Annotated in this window: 10 protein-coding genes; 3 read left to right on the top strand and 7 right to left on the bottom strand. The window is 67.6% G+C overall.

Features of this window, described 5'->3' with window-relative positions:
- Positions 1-32: 32 nt before the first annotated feature.
- The 3 genes from ACZ9C1_RS22930 to ptsP are packed head-to-tail and all read right to left on the bottom strand — an operon-like array spanning position 33 to position 5,544.
- Positions 33-1,748 (bottom strand): PTS fructose-like transporter subunit IIB, encoded by a 1,716-nt coding sequence (locus ACZ9C1_RS22930; protein ID WP_277502943.1) that lies wholly within the window; start codon positions 1,746-1,748, stop codon positions 33-35.
- Positions 1,748-2,695, bottom strand: coding sequence for a 1-phosphofructokinase (gene pfkB / locus ACZ9C1_RS22925; protein WP_457378429.1), 948 nt, complete (start codon positions 2,693-2,695; stop codon positions 1,748-1,750). Before pfkB ends, ACZ9C1_RS22930 begins: the two co-directional genes overlap by 1 nt.
- Complete coding sequence (gene ptsP, locus ACZ9C1_RS22920; protein WP_476254409.1) at positions 2,695-5,544, bottom strand: phosphoenolpyruvate--protein phosphotransferase; 2,850 nt, start codon at positions 5,542-5,544, stop codon at positions 2,695-2,697. Before ptsP ends, pfkB begins: the two co-directional genes overlap by 1 nt.
- Positions 5,545-5,840: 296 nt before the next feature.
- Between ptsP and cra the strand changes: the two genes are divergently transcribed.
- Together cra and ACZ9C1_RS22910 are read left to right on the top strand one after the other, a co-directional pair.
- Positions 5,841-6,836, top strand: coding sequence for a catabolite repressor/activator (gene cra / locus ACZ9C1_RS22915; RefSeq protein ID WP_102682508.1), 996 nt, complete (start codon positions 5,841-5,843; stop codon positions 6,834-6,836).
- 2 nt (positions 6,837-6,838) lie between these two features.
- The gene (locus ACZ9C1_RS22910; protein ID WP_277502940.1) at positions 6,839-7,654 is read left to right on the top strand and encodes a TatD family hydrolase; all 816 of its coding nucleotides are present in this window, start codon (positions 6,839-6,841) and stop codon (positions 7,652-7,654) included.
- Here the strand turns inward: ACZ9C1_RS22910 and ACZ9C1_RS22905 are convergent.
- From ACZ9C1_RS22905 to ACZ9C1_RS22890, 4 genes are all read right to left on the bottom strand, one after another.
- A complete protein-coding gene (locus ACZ9C1_RS22905) occupies positions 7,644-9,656 on the bottom strand; it encodes a methyl-accepting chemotaxis protein (protein WP_111531691.1) in 2,013 nt (670 codons plus the stop codon). The genes ACZ9C1_RS22910 and ACZ9C1_RS22905 overlap by 11 nt on opposite strands.
- 221 nt (positions 9,657-9,877) lie before the next feature.
- On the bottom strand, positions 9,878-10,708 hold the full coding sequence (gene ampE, locus ACZ9C1_RS22900; RefSeq protein WP_198755211.1) for a regulatory signaling modulator protein AmpE: 831 nt from the start codon (positions 10,706-10,708) through the stop codon (positions 9,878-9,880).
- Positions 10,705-11,271, bottom strand: a complete 567-nt coding sequence (gene ampD / locus ACZ9C1_RS22895) for a 1,6-anhydro-N-acetylmuramyl-L-alanine amidase AmpD (protein WP_102682512.1) — start codon at positions 11,269-11,271, stop codon at positions 10,705-10,707. The genes ampE and ampD overlap by 4 nt, the downstream gene beginning before the upstream one ends.
- An 88-nt stretch (positions 11,272-11,359) precedes the next feature.
- Positions 11,360-13,510, bottom strand: coding sequence for a DUF1631 domain-containing protein (locus tag ACZ9C1_RS22890; protein ID WP_476254408.1), 2,151 nt, complete (start codon positions 13,508-13,510; stop codon positions 11,360-11,362).
- A 245-nt stretch (positions 13,511-13,755) separates the two neighbouring features.
- Between ACZ9C1_RS22890 and nadC the strand changes: the two genes are divergently transcribed.
- On the top strand, positions 13,756-14,604 hold the full coding sequence (gene nadC / locus ACZ9C1_RS22885) for a carboxylating nicotinate-nucleotide diphosphorylase (RefSeq protein ID WP_277502938.1): 849 nt from the start codon (positions 13,756-13,758) through the stop codon (positions 14,602-14,604).
- Positions 14,605-14,656 lie beyond the last annotated feature (52 nt).

Below are 14,656 nucleotides of genomic sequence, written 5' to 3'. Positions count from 1 at the left end.
CACGGGCCTGCCCCGCGATGGAGTCTGCCGGCCTAGCCCTTGGCCGGCGCCACGACCATCTCCACCTGCTCGCTCTTCTTGATCAGCGCGTACACCACCGCCGTCAGCAGGCTGCCGGCGACGATGGCCAGCAGGTACAACAGCGCATGGTTGATCGCGTTGGGGATCAGCAGCACGAACAGCCCGCCATGGGGCGCCATCAGCTTGCAGCCGAAATACATCGACAAGGCCCCGGTCAGCGCGCCGCCGGCGATGCTCGCCGGAATCACCCGCAGCGGGTCCTTGGCGGCGAACGGGATCGCGCCCTCGGAGATGAAGCACAGGCCCAGCGCCAGCGCCGCCTTGCCGGCCTCGCGCTCACTCTGGGCGAACTTGCGCCGGGCCAGGAAGGTGGCGATGCCCAGGCCGATCGGCGGCACCATGCCGGCGGCCATGGTCGCGGCCATCGGCGCGTAGCTCGACGAAGCCAACAACCCCACCGAGAAGGCATAGGCGGCCTTGTTGATCGGCCCGCCGAGGTCCACGCACATCATGCCGCCGAGCAGCAACCCGAGCAGCACGGCGTTGGTGGTGCCCATGCTGTCGAGGAAGTGGGTCAGTCCCGCGAGCATGGCCGCCACGGGCTGGCCAACCACGTAGATCATCACCAGGCCGGTGAACAGGCTGGCCAGCAGCGGGATGATGAGGATCGGCTTGAGCGCGTCGAGGCTGCTGGGCAGGCGCACCCAGCGGGCAATGGCCTTGGCGCTGTAGCCGGCCAGGAAGCCGGCGACGATGCCGCCGATGAACCCCGCCCCGAGCGTGCTCGCCAACAGGCCGCCGATCATCCCGGGCGCCAGGCCCGGGCGGTCGGCAATGGACCAGGCGATGTAGCCGGCGAGCAGCGGCACCATCAACTTGAACGCCGCCTCGCCGCCGATCTGCATCAAGGCGGCGGGCAGCGTGCCGGGCTCCTTGTAGGCCTCGATGCCGAACACGAACGACAAGGCGATCAGCAAACCGCCAGCCACCACCATCGGCAGCATGAACGAGACTCCGGTCAGCAGGTGCTTGTAGACGCCGGTCTTCTCGGCCGGCGGCATCGCGCCGGTCGCCCCCGCTGCCTCCACCTTGCCCTCGGCCAGTGCCTTGTCCAGCGTGGCGCGGGCCTGCTTGAGGGCGATGCCGGTGCCGCAGCGGTAGATGCGCTTGCCGGCGAAGCGCGCGGCCGGTACTTCGATATCGGCGGCCAGCAACACCACATCGGCTGCGGCGATGGCCTCGGCCGGCAGCGGATTGCGTGCGCCGACCGAGCCCTGGGTTTCCACGGTGAGCTGGTAGCCCATGGCCTGCGCCGCCTGTTGCAGGGCTTCGGCGGCCATGAAGGTGTGGGCCACGCCGGTCGGGCAGGCGGTCACAGCGACAATCTTCGGCGCACCCTGCACCGGGGTTTGCGCCACCTGCACCTGGGCGCCGGCAGCGGCCTCGTCGAGGAAGCCTTCACGGTCGGCCAGGGCCTGGGCCGGCGTGCTCTGGTACAGGCGCTTGCCGGCAAAGCGCGTCAGGTCCACCGGCCCGGTGCTGACCACCAGCACCCAGTCGGCCTCGGCGATCTGCGTTGGCGTCAGGCGCAGCTCCGGGTGTTCGGCGTCGTGCACCTCGACGCAGGTTTTCCAGCCCCGACGCTGGGCCGCGGCGGCCAACAAGCGGGCGCTGAGCACGCTGGACACCTGGCCGTTGGGGCAGGCGGTGACAATGGCAATGTTCATCAGCAGCCCTCTTCTTGTTGTTCTGTAAGGCGCACGGCGGCTTCCAGGCGCTCCAGTTGCTCACGGTCGTGAATGCCGAAGCCGACCTGGGTGACTGCCTGGGCGGCGATGGCGGTGGCGCGACGCAAGGTAGCGGCGGGCGCTTCGGCCTGGAGCAGGCCATGGACCATGCCCGCGACCAGCGAATCACCGGCGCCGACGGTACTGGCGATGCGCACTTTCGACGGTTGCGCATGCAGCGCCAGGCCAGCGGCGAACCAGTTCACGCCCTGCTCGCCCTGGGACACCACCACATGCTCGACGCCAGTGGCGAGCAGCTGTCGTGCGGCCGCGCGTTGCTCGTCCGCGCCCTGCACCGGCAGCCCGAGGACTTCACCCAGCTCCTCGGTGTTGGGCTTGACCAGCCAGGGCGCGGCCTGCAGGCCTGCGCGCAAGGCTTCGCCGCTGGTGTCCAGGGCCACCTTCAGACCCTGCGCCTTGAGCATCAGCAGCAGCTCGCGCAACCACTCGGGGCTGATCCCCCGTGGCAGGCTCCCGGCCACCACCACGGCGTCATGCCCCGGGGCTACGTGGGCCAGACGTTGCAGCAAGGCGTTGCGGGCGGCCTCGTCGACCTGCGGCCCTGGCCCGTTGATATCGGTGACCTGGCCATCGGCCTCGACCAGCTTGATGTTGCTGCGGGTCTCGCCCGGCACGCGGACGAAGCAGTCGGCGAACCCACGCCAGGCAATCAGCGCCTCGAACGGCGCCAGGTTGTCCTGCCCCAGGAAACCGCCGACGGTGACGCTGTGGCCCAGGTCGGCCAGCACCTGGGCGACGTTCAGCCCCTTGCCGGCGGCATGGCTGTGCTGCGCCTGGCTGCGGTTGACCGCGCCGGGTCGCAGGCGGTCGAGGCTGATGGTGATATCCAGCGCCGGGTTGAGGGTGAGGGTGAGGATCTTGGCCATCAATAACGCTCCACCAGCGCCCGGACTGCCTCGGCGCTGTCTTGTTGCAGGGCCTCGCGCGCCAGGGCGCGGGCCGTCGAAAGGTCGGCCTGGCGCACCAGGGCCTTGACTTCAGGAATGCTGCGGGCGGCGACGCTCAGCTCGTCCACCTCCAGGCCCAGCAGCACGGCGACCGCCTGCGGGTCGGCCGCCAGCTCGCCGCACACGCCCACCCACTTGCCCTGGGCATGGGCGGCGCGCACGGTCATGTCGATCAGGTTGAGCACTGCCGGGTGCAGGCCGTCGGCCTGTGCCGACAGGCTCGGGTGACCGCGGTCGATGGCCAGGGTGTACTGGGTCAGGTCGTTGGTGCCGATGCTGAAGAAATCCACTACACGGGCCAGTTGCGGCGCCAGCAAGGCGGCCGACGGCACCTCGACCATGATGCCCACCTGCAGGTCGGCCACCGGGATCTCCTGGCGCAGGCGCTCGACCATGGCCTTGGCGGCGCGCCATTCATGGAGCTGGCCGACCATCGGGAACATGATACGCAGCGGACGGTTGTCCGCAGCACGTAGCAAAGCGCGCAGCTGGTCTTCCATCACCTGCGGGCGTTGCAGGGTCAGGCGCACGCCGCGCACGCCGAGGAAGGGGTTTTCCTCTGCCGCGATCGGCCAGTACGGCAAGGGCTTGTCGCCCCCGACGTCGAGCGTGCGCACCACCAGTGGCCGTCCGTCCAGGCCATCGAGCACCCGGCGGTACTCGGCTTCCTGGGTCGCCACATCGGGCAGTTGCGGGTGGGCCATGAAGATCAGTTCGGTGCGCAACAGGCCGATGCCTTCGGCACCTTGCTCCACCACCTTGTCGATGCCGTTGCTCTGGCCGATGTTGGCGAACACTTCGACCGCATGGCCGTCGCGCGTCCGCGCGGGCTCATGGCGGTTGGCCCAGGCGATCTGCAGCCGACGCTCGCGGGCATCACGCTCTGCCAGGGCTCGTTGCAACTCGGACTCGGCTGGCGCAACCACGACCTGCCCGCGCTGGCCATCAAGCAGCAGCGGCGTGCCGCTCTCCAGCAACAGCACGGCCGCCCCGGCCCCGACCACCGCCGGGATGCCCAGGGCCCGGGCGACGATGGCGCTGTGGGCGGTGGCGCCACCCTGCGCGGTGACGATGCCGGCGACCCGTGCCGGGTCCAGGCGCGCCACGTCCGAAGGGCCGACTTCGACCATCACCAGCACATAGGGCTGCTCTGGCTCGGCGCTGTCCTTGACGCCGCACAGTTGCGCCAGCACCCGACGACCGATATCGCGCAGATCGGCGGCGCGCTCGGCCAGCAGCGCATCGTGCAGGGCCTCCTGCTGACGGGCGGCAGCTTCGATCACCGCCATCCACGCAGCGGCGGCGCTTTCGCCCTGGGCCAGGCGCAGCTCGACGTCATCGGTCAGGGCCGGGTCGGCGAGCATTTCCTGATGGGTGACAAAAATTTCGCCGATGGGCTTGTCGCTGCGTTGCACCAGGGCCTGAAGATCGGCGTGCACCGTGTCGATGGCCTGGCGCAGCATGGCCCGCTCCTGGGCAGGCGACTCGCCGCGCAGCGGGTAGTCGATATCGCGCTCGACCTGGACATGGGCCGGACCGCTGGCGATGCCCGGCGCCGCAGCGACGCCTTGCAGCGTGCTGCCTGGCGTCGGGGCCTGCAGGGCGGATATCGGCGCCTCGTCCTGCACCGCTGTGGGCGGCAGTGGGTCCACCTCCTCGCCCAGGCCCTGCTCGATGGCTGCCAGCAGTACCGGCAAGGCATCGGCGGCGATATCGGGCTCGGCGATCAGTTCCAGCACCTGGCCACGGCGAGCGCCGAGGCTGAGCAGCTTGCTCAGGCTCTTGACCGAAACGGCGGGCTGGGCGCTGTCGTGCAGCCGTATGCGGATCTCGCCCTCGAAGCCCTTGGCCAGCTGCGCCAGTACCTTTGCAGGGCGAGCATGCAGGCCATGGGCGTTGGCCAACACTATCCGGGCGCTGGGCCAGTCGGCGGGCGCCTCGCCGCCGAGCACTTCGAGCACGGCGCGGCTGCTGGTGGCCTGGTAGAGCATCTGCCCACGGCCCTCGATCAGCACCTCGCACAGGCGCTCGAGCAGGGCTTGATGCGCCGCTCCAAGGCTGGCCAGGCAGAACAGGCCATTGAGCGGTTGATCGCGGTAGCGCAACGGTTGCTGCGGAGTGACGAAGGCCAGCCCCGGTTGGCGCACCTCACGTTCGCTGTGCAGCCACCACAGGCCTTCACCCAGCGGCAGCGGCTCGGTCTGCTGCAGCACGGCGGCAAAGCCGCTGTCGGCACAACCGGCGCGTTGCAACAGACGAGCGCCGCGCCAGGCCAGTTCGTCGAAGTCTTCCGCCGCCAGGTTAAGGCCGACCAGCTGGGCATCCAGCGCCAGCTCGCGTGGCGCTCCTTGCAGTAACTTGAGCAGTGCCTCGGCGCTACCGGAGCGACGCAGCGCCTCGGCCAGGTCGGTTTCACCGAGGGCGCGGGTCAGCAGTTGCAGCAGGCGCAGATGTTCATCGGAGCGGGCGGCGATGCCGATGGCCAGGTAGACGATCTGGCCGTCGCCCCAGTCCACGCCGTCGGGAAACTGCAGCAGGCGTACGCCCGTGGCAAACACCAGCTCGCGGGTCTGCGGCGTGCCGTGGGGGATGGCGATGCCCTGGCCGAGGAAGGTCGAGCCCTGTGCCTCCCGGGCTTGCAGCCCCGCCAGGTAACCCTCGGCGACCAGACCATCGGCAACCAGTCGATCGGCCAGCAGCGCCAGTGCCTCGCCTTTGTCGGCGGCACGCTGGCCCATGGCAATCTGCTCAACGGCAAGCTCGAGCATGACCCTCTCCTTTTGCGGCAGCCCCGTCGGCTACCGAGGTATTGTTGTGGAATTCGACGGCAAAAGCCGCCGAAACGATCAGCACAACCGGCGAAGACTGATTTTCAGGCAGGAAAATTCGCCTTGCTGAAACGTTTAATCTGACCAAGTGGCCACGTTACTCGATAATCTGCCAACGAAAAAGCCCCATCCTGTCGGACAATTGCGACAATGGTCGTCTGCGCGCGGGTCCGTTGATGGGTGAAACTAGCCGGTCAAGCCCCGCAGGCAGTCCCGGAAACAACAAGGAAAATTCGGTGAAACTCAGCGATATCGCCCGTCTGGCCGGTGTGTCCGTGACCACCGCCAGCTACGTCATCAATGGCAAGGCCGAACAGCAGCGCATCAGCAGCAGCACCGTCGAGCGCGTGCGTGCGGTGGTCGAGGCCCACGGCTTCACCCCGAACCCCCAGGCCGCCGGCCTGCGCAGCCGCCACACCCGCACCCTGGGCTTCATTCTCCCGGATCTGGAGAACCCCAGCTACGCCCGCATTGCCAAGCAGCTGGAGCAAGGCGCCCGTGCCCGTGGCTACCAACTGCTGATCGCCAGCAGCGACGACCAGCCCGACAGCGAACGCCAATTGCAGCAGCTGTTCCGTGCCCGGCGCTGCGACGCACTGTTCGTCGCCAGTTGCCTGCCGCCGGAAGACGAGAGCTACCGCGAGCTGCAGGCCAAGGGCCTGCCGGTGATCGCCATCGACCGGCGCCTGGACCCGGCGCACTTCTGCTCGGTGATCAGCGATGACCGCGACGCCAGCCGCCAGTTGGCCCAGAGCCTGTTGAAAACCCGCCCGCGCAGCATCGCCCTGATCGGCGCCCGCCCCGAGCTGTCGGTGAGCCAGGCCCGCGCCGGTGGCTTCGACGAAGCCTTGCAAGGTTTCGACGGCGAAGTGCGCCGCTACCAGGGCGAAGCCTTCAGCCGCGAGTGCGGCCAACGCCTGATGCAACAGCTGATCGATGAACTGGGTGGCCTGCCGGATGCATTGGTGACCACTTCGTACGTGCTGCTGCAAGGTGTGTTCGACACGCTGCAGGCGCGCCCCGACGACTCACGCCAGCTGCAGCTGGGCACCTTCGGCGACAATCAGTTGCTCGATTTCCTGCCGCTGCCGGTCAATGCCATGGCCCAGCAGCACGGCCTGATCGCCGCCACCGCGCTGGAACTGGCCTTGGCCGCCATCGAGGACAAGCGCTACGAGCCCGGCGTGCACGCCATCGGTCGCACCTTCAAGCAGCGGATCGCCAAGGCCTGACCATGCGCCTGATCGACACCCACACCCACCTCGACTTCGCCGATTTCGACGCCGACCGCCCGCGCCTGCTGGCCAACGCGGCGGCGCGCGGGGTGGAGCGCATGGTGGTGCTGGGGGTGTACCAGGACAATTTCCAGCGAGTCTGGGACCTGGCCTGCGCCAACGAAGGCGTGTACGCGGCACTGGGGCTGCACCCGATCTACCTCGAGCAGCACCTTCCCGAGCACCTGGCGCAGTTGCGCGACTGGCTCGAACGCCTGCGCGGCAATCCACGTCTGTGCGCGGTGGGTGAGTTCGGCCTGGACTTCTACCTGCCCGAACTGGACCCGACGCGCCAGCAGGCGTTGTTCGAGGCCCAGCTGCAACTGGCCTGCGACTTCGAGCTGCCGTCGCTGCTGCACGTGCGCCGCAGCCACGCCCAGGTGATCGCCACGCTCAAGCGCTACAAGCCGGCGCGGGCGGGGATCATCCATGCCTTTGCCGGCAGCTACGAGGAGGCGCGGGAATACATCAAGCTGGGGTTCAAGCTGGGGTTGGGCGGCGCCGCGACATGGCCGCAGGCACTACGCCTGCGCAAGACCCTGCCCAGGCTGCCGCTGGACAGCGTGGTGCTGGAGACCGACGCGCCGGACATGGCGCCGGCGATGTTCCCGGGGCAGCGCAACAGCCCCGAGCACCTTCCCGAGATTGCCGGGGCGCTGGCCGAAGTCATGGGGATCGAGACAACGCTGCTGGCAGAGGCCAGCAGTCGCAATGCCTGCGGGGTGTTTGGCTGGCAGTCCGACACAGGATCCGCGTCGGCCTCGATCACACCCTGAACGCCCCGATCAACCGCTTGAGCTCCACCACCTGCGCCGACAACGCCCGGCTGGCATCTTCGGTCTGACAAGCGCCTTCGGTGGTGTCCTGCGCCGCACGGTTGATCGCCACAATGTTCTGGTCAATGTCATGGGCCACGGCGGTCTGCTGCTCGACGGCGGCGGCGATCTGCTGGTTCTGTTCGACGATCCCGCCCACCGCGCCAAGGATGTTGCCCAGTGCCTGCTGCACCTGGCGCGCTTCGTCCACGGTGCCAGCGGCCATCTGGTGGCTGCTGCCCATCACCCGCACCGCCGCACCCACGCCTTCGCGCAGGCGCTGGATCATCTGCGCGATCTCCTCGGTGGAGTCCTGGGTGCGCCTGGCCAGGGTGCGCACCTCGTCGGCGACCACGGCAAACCCCCTGCCCTGCTCACCGGCCCGGGCCGCTTCGATGGCAGCGTTGAGGGCCAGCAGGTTGGTCTGCTCGGCGATGCTGCGGATCACCTCCAATACCCGGCCGATGGCCTGGCTGTCGCCCGCCAGCTGGTTAACCGCCGCCACGCTCTGGTCAATCTCGCCGGCCAGGCGGGCGATGCTGCCCTGCTGGCTTTCCACCAGGTCGCGGCCCGAGGCACTCTCATGGTTGACCCGCTGCGCGCCTTCGGCGGCCAGGGCCGCGCTGCGGGCGACCTCCAGCGCGGTGGCGCTCATCTGGTTCATGGCCGTGGCCACCTGCTCGATCTGCTCGCGCTGGCCACTGACCGCCTGGTTGCTGCGGCTCGACACCGAAAGCACCTGGCCGGCCTGCTCCTCGACCGTGGACACGGTCTTGCCGACCTGCTCGATCAGCCCGCGAATGCGCCGCACGGTCTCGTTGAAACCACGCCCCAGTTCGCCCAGTTCGTCCCGGCTGCTAGCCTGGAAGCTGATGGTCATGTCGCCTGCGGCCACCTTGTCCATGGCGGTGCCGAGGTTGCCGAGGGTTTCCCGGGTGGAGACGTAGAAGCCGCTGTAGAGGTAGATGATCAATGCGAAGACGCAGGCCAAAGCCGCCACCAACGCGACCGTGCGCAGGCGGTGCTGGCCGAGGCGCTCTTCCAGTTGCCCGTGCAGATGGGCCAGCACGGCATCGTTCAAGCGGTAGGTCTGCGCCATCAGGTCGCTGGTCTGCTGGTAGAAACCGGCCCACGGCGCGTCCAGGCTCTCGGCCACCACCACCTGGTCCTCGAACAGGGTCGCCGCCTGCTTGACGGTGGCCTGGCTGGCCTGGGCGCTGCCGGCGAGCGCGAGCTTGAGCCCGGCATCGGTTGCCAGGGCGTCATCCAGGCGAATGGCGTAATCGGCGGACAAGCGCTCCAGGCGCTGTAGCAGGTCTTCGAAACGCGCGCTGCCCGAGGAGTCCATGAAGCCACGGCCCAGGGCCACCGCGCCCATTGCCCGGCCCTCACCGATGGCCTGGGTCACCTGGGCGGTGGCATTTCCGAGCAGCTCGCTCAACTGACGCACCGAGGCCTGACTGTCCTGGCTGAGCCCCGACTGGCTGGCCACCAGCTTGCCCAGCACCTGGGCCTGGGCCAGCAACTTGTCGAACAGCGCCGCCTTGTTCTGCAGCGAGCTTTCGTCACGGGCACTGGCAAAGGCCTCGGCCAGCTCGGCACGCTTGGCCTCGAACGCAGGGTCGCTACCCTTGAGGCCATCGAGCCGGGCCTGGACCTTGTCCTGCAGCGCCGCGATGCGGCTTTCCACATCGCCGGCCTGGCCCGACTGGCCCAGCACGGCGTTGATCTGCAGCAGGTTGCCGAGGGTCTCCAGGTCGCCGCGCAACGTCAGGCTCTCGGACAACGGCGCCAGCCCCTGCAATTCGCCACGGGTGGCCTGGAGCTGGCTATAGGCGTCGCGTACCAGATAAAAGCTGGTGACCAGCATGGGCAGGAAAAACAGGACGCTGATCAGGCTGAACTTCATGCCGAAGCTCAGCCGATTCATCAGTGCGATGGCCGGATAGAGCAGACGCTTCACAGGTCACCTCCTTGAATTCTTGTTGTTCTGCGGGGTAGCACTAGGCCATCTAGGGCCAGTGGCCTTGTATAGCGCAGATTGGAATCAAGGTTTGTAACTTATGGTTAAGCGCGGCTCGGTAGGAGCGGCTTTAGCCGCGATGCAGGCACCGCGGAGCCTGGCACCCGCTTCGCGGGTGATCGCGGCTGAAGCCGCTCCTACAGGGAGGCACTAGAAGTCTTTCAGACCAGCACGGTCCACAAGGCGAAGCAGGCATACCACAGCACTGCGCAGCGCAGCAGCAGCTCCCACAGGCTATCCAGCCGCTCAAGACCGCGCTGGCGGTCCTCTTCCTCAGGGATGTCGTCGGCCACCCGGCCGACCTTGGCCACCAGGTGCCCGGCGCTGACGTGCCAGTCGAGCAGCTCGTGCAGCATCACGCGGGTCACCGCGACGAAGTTGCCGACCAGGGCGAAACTCACCGTCATCACCCGTACCGGCAGCCAGTCCATGGCGTGGCGCAGTTGCCCGGCCAGGCTCTGCAAGGCGGGCTGACGGCTGTTGTCCATGGTCAGCGCCAGCAGGCGGTAGGCCAGCGCCGCCGCCGGGCCGAGCAGGAAGTACCAGAAGATCACCGCGAAGAAGCTCTGGTAGGCCTGCCACAGCAGGTGGCCCTGAACCCGCTTGATCAAGCTCTGGGCATCGTCGGCGGCCAACCCCAGGTCGCGCTCGGCCACGTGCAGCGCGGCCTGTTCGTCACCCCGGCGCCAGGCGTCGCGAAACGGGCCCAGCGCCGCCTTTACATCGCCGCGCCCCAGGCTGTAGATCAATACCAGCAGGTGCACCGGCAACGCCAGCAAGCCATAGGCCACCGGCTCCAGCACATGCAAAAGCAGCACGAGCAGCGCCACCGGTGCCAGGATCAGGATACTCAGCGTCCACCACGGGTGGACCTTGCCGCTGCGCTCCAGGCGCACCAGCTCGCCCAGATAGAAGCTGTCGCGCTGCAACCGCTGGCGCAGGGCCGAGAACTTCTCGACCCACAATGCCAGCACCAACACCAGAAAACTCATGCCTTGTCCTCGTTGCGTTGCAGGGCAGCCCGGTAGCGCAGCCAGTCGAATGCCGGGCCCGGGTCGGTCTTGCGCTGCGGGGCGATATCGTTGTGGCCACAGATGCGCTGGGCGTCGATCACTGGCCAAGCCGCGCGGATCTCGCGGGTCAGCCGCTCCAGGGTGGCGTACTGGGCATCGGTGTAGGGCAGTTCGTCGGTGCCCTCCAGCTCGATGCCGATGGAAAAATCGTTGCAGCCCTCGCGCTCGCCGAAGCGCGACACGCCGGCATGCCAGGCGCGGTCGAGCAACGAGACGAACTGGGTCACCGCGCCATCGCGCTCGACGAACAGGTGCGCCGAGACGGTCAGGTGGTTGATGGTCGCGAAGTACGGGTGCTCGTCCGGGTCCAGGCGGTTCTGGAAGAACTGTTGCACCTTGCCGGTGCCGAAGCAGGCCGGAGGCAGGCTGATGTTGTGGATGACCAGCAGCGCAATGGCCTCACCTTCGGGGCGGGCGTTGAAGTTCGGCGAGGGGCAGTGGCTGACGCCGGTGAACCAGCCGGTCGCGCGGTCCAATTGCATGGTGCAGATCCTGAAATGACGCCCGAGACAGATGGTCAGTATGCCGTGGGCGGCCAGTGCTTGCATGTAAATGATTGTGCAGGAGGCTTCAGCTTTGCTGTGCCTGCTGCCCACGCAATTGCTCCAGCACCGCCTCCAGCGCCCGCTCGAACAGCAGGCCATCGTCCAGCAGGCGTACCTCGCCACGGCGCAGGGCCATGGCCAGGCCCATGCGGTTCCATTCGCGCACCTTCATGCCGGTGCGGTTGCTGAAGACCAACCGGTCATTGCTGTCGATACGCGCCACCAGCTTACAGCGCAGCGGCTCGTCGTCGTCCATCACCTCGACCCAGGTGCCGACCTGCAACCGCTGTACCTGATGAACGGCAGGGTCATGCTCGTCGAGCGGCAGGCCAGCGTCCAACTCGGACTCATCGCTGACGACCAGCACGATATCGTCCTCCACCCAGACTTCGTCCAGCGCGGCATCCGCCTCCGGCGTGCCGCCACAGGCGCGCTGGTGCAGCTTCTCCAGTTGCAGGAAGAAATCACGGGTGGCGGCGGAGTCCAGCGCCACCCCCGCCAGACCGTCGCGCAGCGCCTTGAGCAAGCCCGGCACCTGCTCCAGCAGGCGCTGCGGCTCACGGTACGGGGCAATGCTGACCAGCAGGTCGTCCACCGTCGCCAGGGCCTCGGCCCAGGCTGGCGAAGCCTCACCCTGCTTCAGCCAGGCCAGCAGCAGCACCTGGCTCCAGGATTGCACCAGCATCTGCACCACCACCTGCGGCAGCACCCGGCCATGCAGGCGGTCGTTGAGCTCCTGCTGCACACGCTGGCGGGCCAGCAGCGTACGGGCGCGGCCCTCCTCGGCGTCGCGGGTGCGCTGTTCGAGCAGTTCGTTGCGCCGACGTTCATCCTGGCTGAAAGCGAGAAACTCATCGAGCAGTTCATCAAACAGGGCGCAATCGTCGGAAAAGTCATTGAGCAGGCGCTGCACGATCCGTTCGACGCGCAGGTGCAGGCTGTCGCGCAGCCCCTCGGCCTCGGTCTCCCAGCCAATGGCCGCGGCGGCGATTTCGTTGAGCAGGCGGCGCGCCGGGTGGCTGCCACGGCTGAACATGCCCTTGTCGATCAATGCCACCTTGAGCACCGGGATGTGCAGGCGGACGATCAACGCGCGCAGGCTGGCCGGCAGGTTGTGGTCACCCTGGATGAAGGTGAACAGCAGGTCGACCAGGTTGATCGTGTCTTCGTCGTCGGTGGCAATGCGCCGCCGCGTGCCGCTGCGCACGCTGACCCGCAACAGCAGTTGCTCCAGCTGCTGGCCGAGGTTGAAGTCATCCGGCTCGCCAGGGGCCGGCACATAGTGCTGCAAGTGGGTGAGCAGGCGCAGCAGGTCGCCGGTACTGGTCGGCTGGGCCGCACCGGCCGCCTGCAAACGCGGCGTGACCCGCCCGCGCACCGGCGCCAGCAGCGCCTGCACCGAGGCGAAGAACGCCTGGCCGGCGGAGTCGGGCAGGCCGCCCGGCATGACGCTGGCCGGCACGCGCCTGGCAATGCCGCGCCGGTCCTCGGCACGGCGCCGTGGCGCGGGCAGCAGGTCCGGCAGCACGCCGGCACTGGCGAGCAACTGGCTGGCCTCGCCGTAGAGCAGGTCGAGGTCGCGCAGCACATAACGCTCGTACAGCTTGAGCAGCACCATCTTGACGTTGGCGCCGACCCCCAGGTTGCGCCCGGCATCCAGGAAGTAACCGCAGAGGTTGCCTGGCCCGAGTGGGTTGTGCACGGTCTCCAGCGGCACTTCCAGCAACGTGGTGAAGCGCAGGTTCAGTTGATCGAGCAGAAACCCGTCACGCGACAGCACCCGATCGACCATGGCCTGCACGGCCACGGTCCGCTCCAGCGCCGACCTGTCCTGGGTCTGTGACCTGACCAGGGCCTCGAGCCCACCGCCCTGGCCGATACGGGCAAAGGCGTCGTAGAAAGTGTCGAGGAACCCGCGCTCGATGCTCTTGCGCTTCAGGCGCAGGTCGCGCATGGCTTCGAAGTACAGGTTCTGGTCGAGTCGGCCACTGGCCTTGTCGGCCATTTCGAAAAGGGTGTCGTCAGCATTGTCGAACAGCGCCTGCAAGCCCTGGCGCAATTGCAGCGCGGCTTTGTCGCGCACCTGCAGGAGCAGGACCGGAAGGCATGGCGAGGGCGCGCGCGCACCCCGGTCGATGGCCGCCGCCAAGGGCACCACCTTGCCTTCATCATGCATCCCGGACTCCTTGCTGGATGTTGCGTTGTTCGACTGGAAGATAAATCGTCAAAGCTATGACGCCAATTACAAGGCGCCATTATCGGTGAAAATTCTGGCAGCTGCCAGCACGCCTTTCGCACGCCTCAACGGACAATGCATTTGCAGAATTGCTCAAACCGCCTGACCAAAGGTCATCGGCACGGCAGCTGTACACGCCGCCCCCCTGCCCTATAATCGCCGGCACCTAGCTTGTGGAGCCGACCATGCCGAACCTACGCCTCGCCGACCTGACCGCCGAAATCGAAGCCAACGTGCGCCGCGCGCTGCTCGAGGACATCGGCGGCGGCGATATCACCGCCCAGTTGATCCCGGCCGAGCGCCTGGCCAAGGCGACCATCATCACCCGCGAGGACTGCGTGATCGCGGGCACCGCCTGGGTCGATGCGGTGTTCCGCCAGCTCGACCCACGGGTGGCGGTGCACTGGCAGGTGGCCGATGGTGAGCGCGCCACCGCCAACCAGGCGCTGTTCCACCTCGAAGGCCCGGCACGCTCGCTGCTCAGTGGTGAACGCTCGGCGCTGAACTTCCTGCAACTGCTCTCGGGCGTTGCAACCCGCGCGCGCTTCCTGGCCGACCTGGTCGAGGGCACCCAGGTGCGCCTGCTCGATACCCGCAAGACCCTGCCGGGCCTGCGCCTGGCGCAGAAGTACGCGGTTACCTGCGGCGGCTGCCACAACCACCGCATCGGCCTGTACGACGCGTTCCTGATCAAGGAAAACCATATCGCCGCCAGTGGTGGCGTGGCCGAGGCCGTGGTAGCGGCGCACCGTATCGCCCCGGGCAAGCCGGTGGAGATCGAGGTGGAAAGCCTGGACGAGCTGCGCCAGGCGCTGGCGGCGGGCGCCGATATCGTGATGCTCGACGAACTGAGCCTGGATGAAATGCGCGAAGCGGTACGTATCACCGCTGGCAAGGCCAAGCTCGAGGCCAGCGGCGGGGTCAACGAGACCACCCTGCGAGTGATCGCCGAGACCGGTGTCGACTACATCTCGATCGGTGCGATGACCAAGGATGTGAAGGCGGTTGACCTGTCGATGCGACTGAGCCTGTGAGCTGAATCGCAGGTACAAAAAAACCGGCCAGATGGCCGGTTTTTTCATTGCG

It is taken from the genome of Pseudomonas sp. TE21435 (genome assembly GCF_056279265.1).
Note: the sequence above shows the minus strand (reverse complement) of the source record. Positions and strands in the feature narration are given on the sequence as shown.